Below are 17,062 nucleotides of genomic sequence, written 5' to 3'. Positions count from 1 at the left end.
TCATTAGCAAGTGTTTGCTGGACTTTTACATCTGAAGGACAAAGATAGAGTTGGCAGAAAATAGTTTCGGAATCTAAAAGAAAAAACGTCTTCTTTCAAAGAAGGTGGGAGGGGTGAACTGATTCATTCACCCATATTCTAATTTTCAAATGGAATTCAAGTTGAGAAATTTTTAGTCTCTCAACTTATAATTCCCTTACTTCACTGGCTCTGCTGATACTTCCACTTCAGGCAAAGAAGACCTGAGATACCCGGATTGTAACACAGCCACCTGCCCTTGTTCGCTTGTGAGATATGTTACAAAGGCATCAATTTTATCTCCTTGGTCAGTTTTATAGATAATAAATAATTCACGTGCTAGTTTGTATTTACGATCATAAACATTACGAATGGATGGAGTCACAAATGGTTCATCCTTTGAAGAGGTTTTTGCATACTCAAGTGCTTTTAACTTATCTTTATGATCCACTAGAGCAGAACCCATTCCCATATAACCAATGCTATTTGGATTTTCTTGGATGTACTTTGCCATTTCAGCATTGTCCTTCACAATTTTGGCATTGGGTGAAAACACATTGGATTTATAGGTATTAAATTCTTTATCACCCAAATCCCTTCTTTTTAAAATATGATTTTGAAAGTAGTCTTGTGTACCAGATTTGTCATTTCGAATTACGATGGAAATAGGTGCATCTTGGCCTCCCACTTCTTTCCAGTTTTTGATTTTTCCTGAAAAAATATCAGATGTTTGGACCAAATGGAGTTTGGAAACAGGATTGTTTAGATTCACAACAAGTGCCACTCCGTCGTAAGCAAGACGAACAATTTCCAAGTTTCCTGTTTTTCGTAAATCATCATACTCAGCTTGGTTGAGCGCTCGCGAAGAAACTGCCATATCAATTTCTCCTTTTCGCAATCGATCAATTCCAGATTCCGAACCACCACCTTCGACTGTTACACGAACGTTTGAATTGACTTTCTCATATTCAGTACCCAAAAATCGCATCATACTATTCATGGTTTCTGATCCAGCCACTTTAAGGGTTTGTTTGTCCTTACATGCGACAAAATTAATTGTAATCAAAATGTAAAAAAGCAGAGAAAGGTTTTTCATCGTAAATCAGGTAAAGCCCAAATTCAATCCTCCGTCAATCGCAAAAACCCGTTGTTTTTTCCAAAACCCCTCTCAGTTTTTCGAAAAAAACCCCGATCTTTGCAAAGTGAAGACCAAAGTCCATTCGCTTCTCATTTGTTTTGTAACAATCCTACCATTCTTGGATTTGTTTGCAGGCCCTTCTGAAAAAACCCAGTTCCAATGGAAATGGACCAACAACCAAGTTTTGGAACTCAATGAATACCATGATGTTTTCTTTCGTGTAGGAACAAAAACAGTGGAACGAGAAGATAAAAACCGGGTTGTGATGAAAACCAAACAATGTTCGCAAGACTCTTGTTTGGTGAACGCTTGGTTTGATACTTATTTGAGGTATGGTAAAACTTCGGGACCTTTTTGGAAGGACAAAGAATTTTTATCCGATTTTACACTCTTTCGAAATGGTCGTTATGAAGTGCCAAACGAATTTATCATGCCGAACCTTCGAAGTTTTCCTTCCTTTCCTGAAAATGCGGTTTCGGTATCCGATGTTTGGAAATTACCAGCAGAAGAGTCCTTTGACTTTTCGAGTGAACGCATCCGAGTCAAAGTCACTCCCGAATATACCTTCCAAGGGATTTTTCCATGGAAAGAAGGGAACTATTCTGGCAACTGTGAAAAAATCACTTACACCTATCCTATTTTTTATACAAAAGCTGAATCAGAGAGAATGGCGCCTAACGTTCCTTATAAGATATTTGGATTTGCAACAGGAACTGTTTTTTTCAATGCAACCAAAGGTGTTCCTGAATTTAAAGAAGTTAAACTTTCTTATACCTTCATTTATCCAAATGGTACAGTCCAAGAAGCAAACTTTCATATCAAAGGAGTATATTTTTTACGAAACCAAGTAAATGCAAAAGATAAAGAGTCCATTCGCGAAGATATTCTAAATGATTTGATTGTTGGTTATACGAAAGATGGATTGCCAAACGGACTTCGGATTACGCCTGCTTATCGTCCAGGGAATGGAAAACCAAATGCAAATCCAAATGGGATCGGCGAGCCAACAGGAACTCTCATCACAAATCAAAATCCAGATTTAAATTCTCCTTCCAAACTCATACCCGATGGAGAAGACCCAAACAAAATTGCAGAACAATTACCAGTAAAAGTTCGTACTTCGGAAGATGGGATCGTGTTTTCTTTGGATTCCATTTTATTTGATTTTAATGATAGCAAAATAAAACCAGATGCAGAATCCGCAGTTGCCAAAATTGCAGAAATTTTAAAAAAATACCCAGATCGTGAAATCAGAGTTTCTGGTCACACCGACAATATTGGGAAAAAAGAATACAATCAAAAATTATCAGAAGAGAGAGCAAAGTCCGTTTTACACTCATTAGTTGATAATTATAAGATGGACGAAAAACAGATTTCCTTTCGAGGTTATGCTGACGATTTACCAGTAGCCCCAAATGACACAGAAGAGAATCGTCACAAAAATAGAAGAGTAGAGATCACTCTCGTTCTCGACTAACCAATCTGTAAATCGAGTCCTACAGAGTATGGTGGGACTAATGGTTCACTTTCCTTTTTTCCACGTTCCATCAGTTTTTCCATTTCCTTTCTGATATCACCAAGTAACAAATGATAACTATCTTTTTTGTTTGTTTTGTATTTTTCAAAATAAGGAGCAAGTGGAATGGAGTGTGATGCGTAAACATACGCTTTTTTAGCTCTCATTTCTGATTTTCCAAATATATGCCTTTCAAAACTACAAATCCATTCCATAAGGCGTTCTGCGGATGGCCATTGGATGAGATTTTTAGGTTGGGTGATGAGAAATGCATACGCTGTCTCTACTAATTGTTTGGCTCGGCGGATGTTTTGGTCCGTTAGGTGTTTGGGGGTAGATTCCAATGGAATCCCTGCGTCAATTCGGTCCAAAGCATGGAATAAAATCCGAATCTTTTGGATGGCATTGTCTGAATCTTGGAATTTGATCTGTAAAATTTGACCTGCTAGGTTCAGAGCCATATGCCTTGCCCTTCCCAATCGGTAATCAAAATCCTTACCATTGATCTCTGATTTTGGGATTCCAAGTTCAAATTCCGTTTCCTCTAACATCACACGGCCCACAGTCAAAAACCTGCGAAGCACTGTCCTTCCACCTGGGTATAACTTTAATTTACGTTCGATCCGTGATAAAGAGGTTTCAATGTCCTTTAAAATGGAATCTCTTGTGCCAGAAATTTTATATTTCACAAAGGTTGGTTGTAAAAAAAGTTCTGCATGTGGATCCTTTTTTTTGGCTTCTTCCAATCCCCAATAAATGAGTTGGGCTGTACTCGGTAAAAAGGAAACCAAATTATCATTTTCACCAGACATGATCCCTTCTGGATACATAACAAGTTTTCCGGAATTTTCGGATAATATTTGTTTGGTGGTTCGAATCATCTTTCGATTGGAACTTCCATGTAAAACAGAAAATGCTCCAACTCGTTTGATAAGTTCACCTACAATTCCAAAACCCCAATTGAAAATACTACGTGATGCCATATAATGAAATCTTGTTCCAATGGAGTTGGCTACTTGGTAGGCGATGATGGATTCCATCTCTGTGGGTTGGTTTAAAAGATACACAACTCGTTTGTCTTTTGTTTCTTTTAGGCGAAGTTCATCTTCTTTGGCTAGTACCACTCCATCTAAGTTAAACAAAAGTTTTGTGAGAATGGGAAAACCCAAATCCAATCCCAAAGCAACAGGAAATTCAAAACGAGGAGCGATAAAGGTATCTTTCATAGAACTGTGTAATTAGACTAAGGAAAATGCCATATTCTCTACGAGCAATTATTCGTGAATGTATCCCCATGTTTCTAATATTTTTTTCACTTCCTTTCCCATCTCTTTTTGTACCTCCGACTCACCTGACCCACTGAATGCTCCATCGTTGTACACCCATGGAAGTGGTGATTCGTACAAACCATCAGGTTGTCGTTCGGATACAATCAAGTCTTCGATGTGAGTCATAGAACTTTGGAATTCCAATCCATACTTTCCAAAACGAACAGGGATCGTTTTTCCATTCCTTGTGAATTGGAAGAAGGCACCGAGTTCGGGGTTCACAGTTTTCAAAATGATTTCTGCCGGTAGATGTTGTTTTGGTTCTCGGGATCCAAGAGGAACCTTTCGATCATTCGATTCTTTTGATACAGAAATTGTTTTTGCGGAACCAGAAGCGATTTGGACTGTCGGAGGCGCAATCCAATCATAAATAGAACCTTGTACACTCATGGACATAGTATCACGACAGACTGTTTGCTCACAGGGAGGGATCCAAATCCGAAGTCCATTCCGTTTGAGAAAATTTTCTCGTCGGAAGTCGGCTCTTGCTTGTTGCAAAAGAGTTTCCCCTTCCGCTTCAAGGCTTAAGTTTCGTAATTCCTTAGGATCTTGTTTTAAGTCGTAAAGTTCTTCCGTCATGGTATGAGGTTCACCAGCAGAAGTTCGCCTAACGGTTGTGAAACCTGGATACCTACGAATGTATTTATACTTTTCCGTTCTAACAGATTCTGACATTCGCCCTTCCGTATAAATATAAGTTTCCTTGGGACAAGGACTCGCGTTTCGAATGCAAGATGCATAATCCACCCCTTGGTAAGTCGAATTTTTAGGTAATAAATCCAAAAAACCTAAAATGGTAGGCGCAAGTGATAATAAAGATGACTGGCCGGGAATACGAATTTGATTGTTATTGCCAATGTTATCCGCTATGGACTTAGGAAGTTTGATAAAATATGGCACATTGATTTCTTCATCATAATGAGTTTCTCCATGGCCAAACCTAGTTTGCATAATGAAGTGGTAACTATAATCATGTTCAGGACTAAAAAGTTCCCCGTGGTCCCCTGTCACAATGATCATCGTTTCATCATAAGTTCCTAGTTCTTTTAATTTTGTTACTAACCTACCAATTTCCCTGTCAGTATAATGCATCTCACCTAAGTAACGTTGCACGGGAGATTCATATCGAAAAAATTCCGAATCAGGAATGATACTTCTCACAACCTTCATATCTTCTGGAGGTGGTGAATAGGAAGCATGAGGAGTGTTCAAATTAAAATGCAAAAAATATGGGATGTCTTTTTTTTCTGTCACAAACTCAATTGCATGGTTTGTAAGAACTTCTGTATCCACAATGTCCATTCCCACTTGGTAGGAATTGTGAAACCCTAAATCCAATCCCACTGTTGTATAATCCAAAAAGAAAACATTATTCATAATGGTTTTGGAATAATACCCAGATTCCCGAAAAGTTTTGGCTAGATTATCCCTTTTTTTACCATAATAAACTTTTCGTTGGTATGGTTTTGTCGAAAACCAAGAATTCCCCAAACCAAGGTTAGACGAATATTCAGAATGGAAAAAAGACATCATGGAAGGTTTTGTCCAATTTCCATTGGCAAAAGGATTTTCAAAAAAAACTGATTCTTTTGCCATTTGATCGATGTTTGGTGTTACTGAATGACGGAACCCGTAAGCTCCTATAAAATCCTTCCTTGCTGAATCTACAACGATCAGGATCACTGACTTAGGTTTTTGAGTGGGAATCAGTTTATCTAGCCATTCTTTTGGATATAACAAAGGTTCACCGATGTATAAATCGCTATCTTTACTTTCCCAAACGAGTCGTAAATCACCTTCCAATGTAACGAATGTTTCCTTTTTGTTCCATTGTTCTTTTGTAGTTCCAGTGAAATCCCATTCTTCGAGGAATTGGGACTGAGTATACAATTTCAATTTTCCTGAAACATTAGGTTGGAATTCTTTTTCGCCTAACAAACCAACAAGTGATGAGAATTTGTATCTCCCTTTTGGAAGGGTAAATTGGTATTCTTGGCCAGGTGGGAAATAAATGGAATCAAGGGAATGGTTTAAAAAAATCTCTTTGTTTGTATTAAAGGTAATTTGTGTATTTTCCCATTTTCGAGAAAGTGGAAGCCCACTTTGCCTACCCGGATTTTTTTTCCAATGGTATGTGCGATTGTCTGTTCCGATTTTGAATTTGGGCTTCGCATTTTTTAATTCCAAAACCAAATCCACTGGGAAACGGGATTCCGATTTGTTCAAACACTGAATGAGACAAAAACATAGGATAGGGGCGAAGGTTAGGATCTTTCGCATTTGGAACCAGTTTGCAAAACAGGTTTCCTAAGAATAGGAAAAGTTGTTTCTTTTTAGGTTTCCATCATCCATCCTTGACATCTATGAGTAATTGGGAACAAGCCTACTCCCGCGTGGAGTCTACCTTTCTAAACAAAGATGGTGGTAAAATTTATTACCAGATCTACCGACCTAAGTCAGGAGTCAAACGTGTGCTCGTTGTCCACCATGGGATTGGGGAACATGGCGGACGTTACAATTTTTTGTTAGAAGCAATGGCGGAACGTAATTATGCCATTTACCTCATCGACTGCCGAGGTCATGGTAAATCCGATGGACGCCGAGGAGTCATTACCCATTTTTCTGATTTTTTCGCAGACTTAAAACAACTCATCGATATCGCCAAACAAAATGAAGGTGTGAGTAAAGTCACTTTACTTGGACACTCGATGGGTGCTGCGGTTACTTTTCTTTATACAGCGACTGACAATTACCAGAATGATTTGGATGCTTACATTTGTAGCGCACTTCCTATCAAAGTCAAAACTGACCTTGTGATGGACATTAAAAAAGCTGCTGGTGGTTTTTTAGCAAAAGCATTGCCAACACTCACCATCCCAACAGGACTCAATGTGAACCTTATTTCACGTGACAAGTCGGTTGTAGATGCATATGTTAAAGACCCACTCGTACATGGAAATGTGTGTACGTATCTCGGTGATTACCTTCTCAACTGTTACACACTTGCTTTGGAATCTGCTGAGAAAATCAAAGTTCCTATCTATATGTTCCATGGAAAAGAAGATCAAATTGCTCTTCCAGAAGGAACAGTGGATGCATTTGAACGTGTGGCTTCAAAAGACAAAACGATGAGACTTTTTGATGAATTATACCATGAAACCATGAACGAACTTCCTAAAGACAGAGCAATCGTCTTAAAAGAGTTAGTTGCATGGATCGACAAACACTAAGGAGAAAATGCCAATGGCAATAACAAAAGATATAGTTGGAAAAAAACTAGATCGTTTTGATTTCACAGTGGAACGAGGAAAAATTAAAGAATTTTGCCTCGCCATCAACGAAAAAAACCCAATCTATTTTGACGTAGAAGAAGCAAAAAAAGCAGGATACTCTGACGTTCCCGCTCCACCAACTTTCCCTACCGTCATCATGTTTTGGGGATACCCAAAGATTTGGAACGATATGGCGGAACTCGGTATCGACCTTTCCAAAATCCTTCACTTGAAAGAAGAATATACGTACCACAAAATCCTTTATCCGGGCAAAGTGTACGCACAATCTGAAATCTCCGACGTTAAAGTGGGAAGAGCAGAAATTGTAACTTTCAAAACAACAATCTATGATGAAAAAGATGATCCAATCCTTTCAGCAGAGATGGCGATTTTCATTCGTAAGGATTAATTCCAAGGAGGCAAACTATGGCAAAAATTCAATTTGATAAAGTAGAAGTTGGTCAAACTCTTCCTCCACTCGATATCCCTGTGATCGAACATGCAAATTTAGTTCGTTATGCGGGAGCATCTGGAGATTTTAACCCAATCCATAACGACCCTGATTTCGCAAGAAAAGCAGGACTCGATGGAACCATCTCTCATGGAATGTATGTGATGGCACAAGTAGGCAGACTTTGTACTTCTTGGGCTGACCAAAAAGACATTGCTTACTTTGGTGTAACTTTCAAAGCCATGACGAAGTTAGGTGAAAAACTCACAATTGTGGGAACCATCAAAAAGAAATTTGAAAAAGATGGTAAAAAAACGGTAACCGTACTCGTAGAAGCAAAAAACGAAGCTGGCGAAGTGAAAGCCGGTGGAGATTTAGTCGTTAACGCAGTATAGACAACTAACAAAGCGCAGAAAATGGAATGGGATTTAAAACCCATTCCATTGATCGAAACGTTCGGTTCATAAAGATTTTTAAACCAATAAAAATCCGAATCCGAATCGAGTGATGGAAAACAAAAGCCAAGGAATAGTAAATGTTAAGCGAATCCGCAGTCAAATCTCAAATACTGTCCCTTATCTCTCACCTACCTCATATCAATATTGATATTTTATACCTATATACACCTGAATTCAAAATCCTCCACCAATACCTAGTGGAAGATGAAATCATCCAAGGTTATACCATAAGCATTCTGGATACCAAACAAAAGAAGTATAGCGGAGGGAGTTGGTTACTCGTTTTAACAAACAAAAAATTTCATTTGTTTCGAAATCCACCCTTTACTGAGGCAACTCACATCCCTATCGAATTCAATGCAATCAAATCATGTACCACGAAAAAAGGTTGGTTCTTTGGAAAAATCTATATTGAAACTGAAGCTGAAACATTCGGATTGATCCAAGTAGGCAAAAAAGATTATTCTTTCTTTTTACCGGCTTTGACGCCTTATTTAAAATAATATTTCAGAGCGCCTCGCACTGGATTGAATTGCACTAAATCATCATATCACGACCGCGCTTTCCACTTCACCTTCACTGTTTTCCCATCCTGCTTCACTTCCGCGATGCGTTTTTTCGCATCAACCGAAATGATTGCTTCATAATCTATTGGTATTACCAAATTACCTTTTTTATCTATGACCCCGTAATTTCCCCCCACAATTCGTTTGTGTTCCCCTTCCGGTTTCAACTCACATCCGTTACACACAATCGCATATCCATTTTCGAACGGATAGGCAAAATCATACTGAGCTTCGATGACCTTTTGGCAACGTTCATTGTGAAACCCCATCTTTCCCTCTTCCACATACCGCGCAAGAGATTCCACAATGTAATCAGGACCATTGTCATAGAGAAAACTTTCTAATAAAAATTTGTTTTTTGTATCAATACAAATCCATTTGTTTTTTGAAACCACAAAGGCCACACCCGATTTGGTAAATTCCATTGTTTGTTCATATTGGGGTTCGATGATCACTTTGCCTTTTTTGTTTTTAAATCCATACAATCCATTTTCTTCAAAGGAAGTGATCCCTTTGGATTGGGCAAACAAGGAACCAGCCATCAAGAATAACGATATGTAAAAATACTTTTGGTACATCAAACTCTCCGAAAAAACTAATCTTCTAATCCTTCAAACGGAATGTCCAACACTTCAAATCCATTACATTCCAAAAAATCAAAATGCCACCACTCGGTTTTGTTCACACGAAATCCAAATTGAGATAATACTTGGATGAGGGTATCTCGATTTTTTTTGGTGATTGGATCAGAAACAGGTGCTTCTGCCCAAGCGGCTCTCTCAAAGGAATCATAATTGGTTGGCATTTTGAGTTCTTGTTTTGTTTTTGTATCCACTAAGGTTAGATCTATCGCACAACCTCTGTTATGTCTTGATCCGGTTTTAGGAGAGGCAACATATCGGGTATCTTTAATGATTTCATAAAAAGTAACGGTTGCTTGGTAGGGTCTATAAGCATCATAAATTTGAATGGAATACCCAAGTTTTAAAAATTCAATTTGGGCTTTGTGTAAAGCATCGGCAACTGGTTTTCTTGCAAAAGCTTTTGCTTCTTTGTAAATCTTTTGCCCAGTAAAATTATCAGTTGTTGCATATTTGATATCCAATCGAATTCCAGGTATGGTTTCTAAATTGACCAACTTTCGATTGGGATCGTTTTGGTAAGAAAATTTGTATTCTTTTTCTCCAAATACAATAAGAGTTGTTGGTTTCGGTTCTGCCTCTATCGAAAAAGTGAGGAGAGTCAATATCGGGATGATTCTCGTACAAACAAAGATCCATCCACATTTTATTTCTATGTCCATAATCATCCTTCTTATTTCAAAACCTTTTGCCCTTGTTTGAGAAACATTTCCAAATTAATTCATTTTAGCAAGAAATAGATCCATTGGTTCCTTTAGACTCTAAAAGAGGTTCGTACATCATCCAAGCGATGTTTTCTGTCACCAATTGGTCCTCGATCAAAACATTTGTTTCTTTAGAAACTACCTTTCTGCGAATTGTATTTCGTCTTGTATAACCACCCCAAGGTTCTGCATGGAACGCATGGTAGGATTCATACACATTGTATGCAAAAGGAATCTCTAAGTCGGTTTTCCATTCACCGTATAACTCATCATTGTTGATCCAAAGGTGTAGGACAAATGGTTGTTTGGTTGTGTTTTGGATTTGTAAATCAATGTAATTATATGATAAGGTGGCACCCGATCCGAAGGGAAGTGTACGATTGGAGTCTGGAAAAATATCAAAACTATGGCGCCATCTTTCTTTTACGGTTAATGGTGTGTGGAGTGTCATCCAATAGATCAAATTTGCCATTTGGCAAAGTCCCCCACCCGTTCGTTCAACAAATCCTCCATTCTTCAGTTGCATCCCAGGCAAATACCCTTTTTGTTTTGTAGGTTTTCCTACCAGATACCAAAAAGAAAACACTTCACCAGGTGCTAATACGATTCCGTTTAACTTATTTATGGCGATCGAAAGATTCACTTTTTTATTCTCTTGTAAGTACATCGGTACATCTTTAAGTTTACGGTAAATGGGTGAATGATGAGTAAACACAGATATAGGAAACTCATCTTCCAAATGTTCAGAATGGATCTGATGAGTTGCAAATGTATTTTTTTCGCATAACCAACGCAAATATCGTTTCCACTGAAAATAAATTTTTCCTAAAAATAAGCGGAGTTCACTTCTGTGGACTTTTTTTGGATATAAAGAAGACGAACGATTCCGAATTTTAAATCCCATAGTTTTGTTTTCTCTGAATAAAACTAGGTCGTTTGCGATAGGGGTTTTTCCATGACTTGGCAATAGAAAGAAGTTTTGAATCCTTTTTCTCTAACCAATGGATGTAATGATTCCAGTCGTCTTCTAATACCAACTGGTAGTCACCCAAAGGTTCAATCATAGAAAAGATACCCACACCATTCTCTTTACTTGCTCTAAGGTTTTCCATTCTAATACCATACACAAGCCGGTAAATCTTAGTATGTGAAGGCATTTCGCGAATCGCTTTTTCATCTGGTTCCCATGACAAACAGTCTTTTCGAAATTGGAAATGGTAGTACTCACAAAAACCATGGTGGGCCACAAGTAAACCATTGTCTGTCATGGATGCTGCTTTTTCTCCAGGATTCCACATTGTTTCATAGGGATAACGAAACAGATGTGGGTATTGGACCAAAGTATACACCCATAAGACAAAACTCATCAGAGTGATGAATGCTTCTTTGCGGTTACTTACTGTAAATAATGAGCCAATGAGTAAAACAGAAATTAAGATCCGAAACTGGATATCGGCAAAATGAAAGATTGGGACAACAAGTAATAATCCAAAAAAGGAAACGGTTTTGTACATTGACTCATAAGTTAATAGAATATTTTTTCCAAAAACAAGACGCACCCAGTCCCATAGAACCCCAATTCCAACCATACCGAAAGCAGCAATGATCGGAAACGTTTTTGTATCTACCACCAAGCGTTCGTTTGTTTCTGTTTTGACGAAGTATGGTAAAATCAAAGCAGATAGAAAAAAAATCAAATCATACTTTCTTGGGAGTTGGAATAAAAACCAAATTCCAACTCCTAATACACCAACCATGGTATGAAACCATGTGGCTAAGAATAAAAAAATCACAGAACCAATCCATCTGACAATAGGGATTGAAATTGATTTTGAAAGAAAGAGAGAGATACTAATCAGAAGAAATCCAAGAGCCCAAGCTTGTTTTGGATATAAAAAACCCAAAACAAATACCATGGCACAAGGAAAAAAATTCCATTTATCAATCGGTGTTTTTAAAAAGTAACGTGAGAGATAAAGGCAAAAAAAGAGCCAAACAACTGTTACTAGCTGAAAATAAAATAGATTATCTTCACTGACTCCTAAAAGAGAGAAAAGAAAGGCAACGATTCGAAAAACAGGAGATCTGTCTGGTGAATGCAATTCCCCCGTTTCTAAAAGGGAAACTGCTTGGACACCATACCAATATATATCTTTCCCAAACAAAGGATTTAGTTGGAAATTTGGACTTTTTTGCCCACCATCTGGATTCCGTTCCCAAATTTTTTCACAAGTAGGGTATCACCAAAGATCACTGTCGATTTTTCTTCAGTGGTTTCTGAATAGGGGCTGTTTGAATCCAAACTTTGAGTAACCACCTTATGATCCCTTCCAAAAATTTTGATTTTGGCTTCAGTGGCATTCGCCTCCAAAAAAACCCAATTACCATCTAACACACGTTTCTCTTTTAAATCATCTAACCAAATCACAAAGGAACCATTTGACCTAAATACATAATCCATTCTTCCTTCTGGAATGTCTGCAAAGTAAGCTTTGTTTACAACGCTTGCTAAAATGGTGTTTTTTGATTTTTTCAAAATTTCATCTTTGAATTGATTTGCATTTTGGTCCATCACGGTGAAACGTTTTCCATTTTCTCCTAAGAAAATGATTTCAGCAATGACAGTGTCTTTCCATGTTTTCCCTGTCCTAACCTTTTGAATGGTAAAAGTGAAAGTTTTACCAGAAAGAATTTTCGGAAAAAAAATCCTTTGTCCACCTTGTTTGTCAGCGATCGGAAGCGTAAAAGAATCTGTTCCATTTGAAACAAGTAATTCTGTTACAGATCCATTTTTATAAAAAAGTGCATCTAACCTTTGGTAACCGTTAAATATTTCGATTCCAGCTAAATCAATTTGATTCTCGAGTTCTACTTGAAATGATTCGCCTACTCCATCCGTTTTTACACCTTCCACCCAAGCAAAATCGATACTCCCATCAAACATACCATAGGCAGGATAATTTGGTAATGTACTACTTGCCGTTACTTGTCCCTCAATTGGTTCTGGGTATAAAACATCGAGTTTTTTTCCATTTTTGAAAAAGGACACAGTTTTGATTCCATTTGTCCCATCTGGCAAAAGATAAATCACATGAATTCCGTTGGATTTGATTTTTAAGGGAGTTTCTTTGGAACAATCAAAGTTTGTAGCATAACTTCCATCTTTGTAAAAGGAAACATATCCTTTTTTCTCTTGGCATTCAATGGAGATTTCGTTGAAGTAAGCACGGCCATCAGTTTTGCCTGCTTGGTTCCATTTGGCTCCATTGGAAAAAAAGATAGTGATCCCATCCAAACTTGTCTCCGGTTTCCAATGTTTTCCAGGAATGAAGACATTGATTGGATTTGTTCCATCAGCAGATGATGCAGCCTGGATCCGTTCGATGACAATCGAAGTTTCGATTGGACTGTTTTTGCATAGTAGCATTACGAATGACAAAAGAGTAAAGATTACTTTCTTCAAGAAGGATTACCTCAGCAGAAACAAAGTATCTGATTCTCTTTTGTTTGATTCAAGTAAAAAAGTTTCGCTAAATGAAACCACCGAATACTTTTTTAAACTCTTCGCTTCGCATAGCACCAGAAATACGATGAACTTCTTTCCCATTCTTAAATAGTATAAATGTCGGGATTCCAGAAATTCCATATCTGTTTGCAATTTCTTGTTTTTCATCTGTATTCACTTTGATGATGGATACTTTCCCTTTCCAATCTTTGGCAAGTTTTTCGAGTTCTGGTACTACCATCTTACATGGTCCACACCAAGGTGCCCAAAAATCCACAAGGATTGGTTTCTCATGTGTTTGGAGTAAGGTTTCAAAACTTTTGGGATAGGTCTCAGACATATTCTCCCTCCTAAACATTAGACTATATACCTACTGGGGTATATAGAAAAAATCATAATCCATACCTTTAAAACAAATCAATGGACTCAAAACCTTGTAATAACTGAACTTGGATTTGATCTTGATTAGTCCTTTGTAATAAAAGTTTCATATTCGATTCAAAATCATCGCCTAATCTTAAATTTGGTTCCAATGGTTTTGCCAAAGGTAAGAAAAAATTATCCCAATGGATGGGTATCACTAGTCGGGGTTTCAATTTTTGCACAGTTTCATTGTAATAGGATTCTTGAAAGTTGATTGGTTGTAATGATAACTGTGCTATTCCTAAAAATAGAACGTCCGCATTGATTCGATCAAAGGCTCCCGTTACATAATTAGTGCTACTTTTGATCAGGATTTTATGTTTCCCGTGTTGGATGAAAAAATCAAAAGTTCCTCCCTCTATGTATTCTGTTGCCTTTAATGGCTGGGAAAGAGGTGATGAGATATCAGGAAAATTTGGATCTGTCGCATTTGTTTTTCCAAAAATCTTAAAAGGTGGAGTGTGTTTTGATTCTAAAACGGTAATGGAAAACTTTCCTAATTTGATTGGTTTTCCCAACTGAAATAATTCCATATTTTCCTTGTTTAAACCAGCACCGATTCCAACATTGAGGGTGGAACTGGAACCATATAACTTTGCATTGGTGAACTTAGCTACATATGGTGCATCCATTACATGGTCATAGTGAGAATGACAAACAAAAACTCCTTTTAATCGATAAATCTTTGCCTTTTCTAAAACCGATTTGATGAGAACATGATCAGATTCAATTTTAGAAAAGGCAGTTTTCCATAAAGATGGTCTCGAAAAAAAACCATCTGTCAGGATTTGAGTTTCACCATCATCCAATAGGATTGATGAAGTACCTAAGAAAGTGGCCCGTATTTTTCCTTTTCCAATGACTGAATTTGAATTTTCATGAGGAAAAAAAGATTCATAATTAATTAAGTTTCCAGAAGCCTGAAAACTACATTTTACAAACAAAATTAAACAGATTCCAGTGAAAAGAAATCTCTTTGTGAATAAATTCATTTGACTCATTGTGATTCCCTTACTTTCCTTCTGCCCATGATTCTTCTCTCGGATCCGCTACACCTAATAATCTATTGTTCTCATTATCGTTTAACACTGCACATACGGCACCAAAATCATTGTCAAAATTACTTTTTTCATAAACCTTATACCCTTTTTCCTTCAATGAATCGGAAACTGCGTGGTATAAAGAAGATTCCAATTCAATTCCTCCAGGTCTGTAAACATGTGGAGAAAAACTATCGGGCCAATTTACGGAACGAAACCTTGGAGCTTCGACTGCCTTTTGAGGGTCCATTCCAAACACAACTATGTTTAAAAAGAACTGAATCATTGCTTGGCTTTGTACATCGCCACCAGGTGTTCCGAAACTCATCCATAACTTACCATTTTTTAAGACCATACCTGGGTTAGGTGTTATACGAGGCCGTTTACCAGGAACAAGAGATGATGGATGATTTGGATCCAAACGAAATTGAGTCATTCGAATGCCGAGAGTAAGTCCAGTTCCTGGAACCATAGGTGACTGCGGGAAATCACTTGGAGTTAAAGACACTGCATTTCCATTTGAATCTACGATACTGATATAAGTAGTATCTTTTCCATATTTGATTTCACCTACAGAATGACTCTCTTCATTGTTAGATGGTGTTTTTGTCGATTTCGGTTTTTGTTTGGAATACAACCAAGGATTTCCATGAGGAGGAGTTTTTCCAAATGCTGATTTTTGGAAAAGTAAACGACGCATTTTTGCATACTGCTTCGATAACAAACCATCCAATGGAACATCTACAAAATTTGGATCTCCAAAATAAGTTTCTCGATCGGCAATGGCAAGTTCTATGGCTTGTGATACAGTGTGTATGTATTCAGGAGAATTATGACCCATAGATTTTAAGTCTACCCCATCTAACATTTGCAAAACCATTGGAACAACGGGACCTTGTGTCCAAGTTTGGTTTGCTAAAATTTGGTAATCTCGAAACTCACCTACAACCGGTTTTTCCCATCCTCCAGAATAATTTGTCAAATCATCTTTTGTAAATAGACCACCCTTTTCTTCATGGAGTTTGACAATCACATCTGCGATTGGCCCTTTGTAAAAATAATTCCTAACTGCTTCTAACGCTTGTTTTCTGTTATTTCCCTTTTTAAGTGCCAATTTTTCTTCATTTGCCATCAATTTCCAAGTATTTGCTAAATCACTTCGTTTCGTTAGTTCCCCTTCACGAATGGAATACCACCATTTTTTTTCTAAATACACTTCGGAATTGTAAGGCATTAAAATGGTGAAACCCAATCTTTTATACAATGGTAAATCTAAATTTTTCACTAGGATTTTGTTTGCTGGAAATCCTTCTTCAGCTGTTCGAATTGCCGGTTCCACTAATTCGGAAAACGATTTAGTTCCATGATCCTGTAACAAACGTACGATGACATCTGGAGATGCAGGTAACAATTGTGACAAAATAGAATTCTTTGGCATCACCTTATAACCTTTCTCCTTAAACCACTGAATCGTTGCATTTTTAGGAGCTGTTCCTGCACCTATATAACTTTTTACTTGGCCAGATTTTTGATCGTATACCAAAGTAGGTGCTACGGACGGAAAACTAGCGGCTTCACCATTTGTTACATTTAACACTAATAAAGCTGCAACAGCGGCATCCACTGCATTACCACCTTCTTCTAGTACTTTGATGGCAACTTTTGTTGCGATAGGGTTTCCTGTAGCAACCATATATTTTTTGCCAACACTCACATCTCGGGTACTACCTTGAGGGTCCACATAATTAGGAACAAGTGGTCTCCTACTCCCCAAACATTGGAACAAAATCAATAGACAAATTAGGATAGAAGTGTGTTGGATAAAACGATTCATACGTAACCTATAGCAAGAAATTCCTTATCACTCTAAATGAAATTTATTTCATGTCGAATAATTTTTTGGGGGCGCCATCTCCGGCTCTACGCTGCAATCTTTGCTTCGCAAAGGATTTTCGCTGCGATCCGGGGCGTAGTTTGTTCGTTTAACTGTGATTTGTATGCT

General features: G+C 37.6%; 16 protein-coding genes. 5 read left to right on the top strand and 11 right to left on the bottom strand.

Going from position 1 to position 17,062, the window contains the following annotated elements; translation table 11 throughout:
* Positions 1 to 196: 196 nt before the first annotated feature.
* Positions 197 to 1,114, bottom strand: coding sequence for a phosphate ABC transporter substrate-binding protein (locus CH354_RS06835; RefSeq protein WP_100725830.1), 918 nt, complete (start codon positions 1,112 to 1,114; stop codon positions 197 to 199).
* A 106-nt stretch (positions 1,115 to 1,220) separates the two neighbouring features.
* Here CH354_RS06835 and CH354_RS06830 point away from each other — a divergent pair, with 106 nt between their 5' ends.
* Complete coding sequence (locus CH354_RS06830) at positions 1,221 to 2,633, top strand: OmpA family protein (RefSeq protein ID WP_100725829.1); 1,413 nt, start codon at positions 1,221 to 1,223, stop codon at positions 2,631 to 2,633.
* On the opposite strand, the gene CH354_RS06825 is transcribed toward CH354_RS06830, so the two are convergent.
* On the bottom strand, positions 2,630 to 3,898 hold the full coding sequence (locus tag CH354_RS06825; protein ID WP_100725828.1) for a lysophospholipid acyltransferase family protein: 1,269 nt from the start codon (positions 3,896 to 3,898) through the stop codon (positions 2,630 to 2,632). The genes CH354_RS06830 and CH354_RS06825 overlap by 4 nt on opposite strands.
* A gap of 48 nt (positions 3,899 to 3,946) precedes the next feature.
* Positions 3,947 to 6,280 carry a sulfatase family protein gene (locus tag CH354_RS06820; protein ID WP_100725827.1) on the bottom strand — a complete coding sequence of 778 codons (2,334 nt, stop codon included), beginning with the start codon at positions 6,278 to 6,280 and terminating at the stop codon, positions 3,947 to 3,949.
* Positions 6,281 to 6,363: 83 nt separating this feature from the next.
* Here CH354_RS06820 and CH354_RS06815 point away from each other — a divergent pair, with 83 nt between their 5' ends.
* The 4 genes from CH354_RS06815 (at position 6,364) to CH354_RS06800 (ending at position 8,684) form a co-directional block, all read left to right on the top strand.
* The gene (locus tag CH354_RS06815) at positions 6,364 to 7,230 is read left to right on the top strand and encodes an alpha/beta hydrolase (RefSeq protein WP_100725982.1); all 867 of its coding nucleotides are present in this window, start codon (positions 6,364 to 6,366) and stop codon (positions 7,228 to 7,230) included.
* Between the two features lie 13 nt (positions 7,231 to 7,243).
* Positions 7,244 to 7,681, top strand: a complete 438-nt coding sequence (locus tag CH354_RS06810) for an FAS1-like dehydratase domain-containing protein (RefSeq protein WP_015676961.1) — start codon at positions 7,244 to 7,246, stop codon at positions 7,679 to 7,681.
* Positions 7,682 to 7,698: 17 nt separating this feature from the next.
* Positions 7,699 to 8,118, top strand: a complete 420-nt coding sequence (locus CH354_RS06805) for a MaoC/PaaZ C-terminal domain-containing protein (RefSeq protein ID WP_100725826.1) — start codon at positions 7,699 to 7,701, stop codon at positions 8,116 to 8,118.
* A 140-nt stretch (positions 8,119 to 8,258) separates the two neighbouring features.
* Complete coding sequence (locus tag CH354_RS06800; RefSeq protein ID WP_100725825.1) at positions 8,259 to 8,684, top strand: PH domain-containing protein; 426 nt, start codon at positions 8,259 to 8,261, stop codon at positions 8,682 to 8,684.
* A gap of 47 nt (positions 8,685 to 8,731) precedes the next feature.
* On the opposite strand, the gene CH354_RS06795 is transcribed toward CH354_RS06800, so the two are convergent.
* The 8 genes from CH354_RS06795 to CH354_RS06760 form a co-directional block, all read right to left on the bottom strand.
* Positions 8,732 to 9,325, bottom strand: coding sequence for a WG repeat-containing protein (locus tag CH354_RS06795; protein WP_100725824.1), 594 nt, complete (start codon positions 9,323 to 9,325; stop codon positions 8,732 to 8,734).
* Between the two features lie 17 nt (positions 9,326 to 9,342).
* On the bottom strand, positions 9,343 to 10,050 hold the full coding sequence (locus CH354_RS06790; protein WP_100728808.1) for a M15 family metallopeptidase: 708 nt from the start codon (positions 10,048 to 10,050) through the stop codon (positions 9,343 to 9,345).
* Positions 10,051 to 10,114: 64 nt separating this feature from the next.
* Entirely contained in the window at positions 10,115 to 10,996 is an 882-nt protein-coding gene (locus tag CH354_RS06785; RefSeq protein WP_100725823.1) for a VanW family protein, read from the bottom strand.
* Positions 10,986 to 12,257: a hypothetical protein gene (locus tag CH354_RS06780; RefSeq protein ID WP_100725822.1), complete on the bottom strand. Its 1,272-nt coding sequence runs from the start codon at positions 12,255 to 12,257 to the stop codon at positions 10,986 to 10,988. The genes CH354_RS06785 and CH354_RS06780 overlap by 11 nt, the downstream gene beginning before the upstream one ends.
* Before the next feature lie 5 nt (positions 12,258 to 12,262).
* Positions 12,263 to 13,555 carry a discoidin domain-containing protein gene (locus tag CH354_RS06775; RefSeq protein WP_100716856.1) on the bottom strand — a complete coding sequence of 431 codons (1,293 nt, stop codon included), beginning with the start codon at positions 13,553 to 13,555 and terminating at the stop codon, positions 12,263 to 12,265.
* 67 nt (positions 13,556 to 13,622) lie between these two features.
* Positions 13,623 to 13,937, bottom strand: a complete 315-nt coding sequence (trxA, locus tag CH354_RS06770; protein ID WP_100725821.1) for a thioredoxin — start codon at positions 13,935 to 13,937, stop codon at positions 13,623 to 13,625.
* A 67-nt stretch (positions 13,938 to 14,004) separates the two neighbouring features.
* Positions 14,005 to 15,012 carry an MBL fold metallo-hydrolase gene (locus CH354_RS06765; protein ID WP_243395985.1) on the bottom strand — a complete coding sequence of 336 codons (1,008 nt, stop codon included), beginning with the start codon at positions 15,010 to 15,012 and terminating at the stop codon, positions 14,005 to 14,007.
* A gap of 19 nt (positions 15,013 to 15,031) precedes the next feature.
* Complete coding sequence (locus tag CH354_RS06760; protein WP_100725819.1) at positions 15,032 to 16,894, bottom strand: gamma-glutamyltransferase family protein; 1,863 nt, start codon at positions 16,892 to 16,894, stop codon at positions 15,032 to 15,034.
* Positions 16,895 to 17,062 lie beyond the last annotated feature (168 nt).

The organism is Leptospira levettii (assembly GCF_002812085.1).
In the GTDB taxonomy this organism is placed as follows: domain Bacteria; phylum Spirochaetota; class Leptospiria; order Leptospirales; family Leptospiraceae; genus Leptospira_A; species Leptospira_A levettii.
The sequence above is the reverse complement of the archived record's forward strand: the minus strand, read 5'-3'. Positions and strand labels throughout refer to the sequence as shown.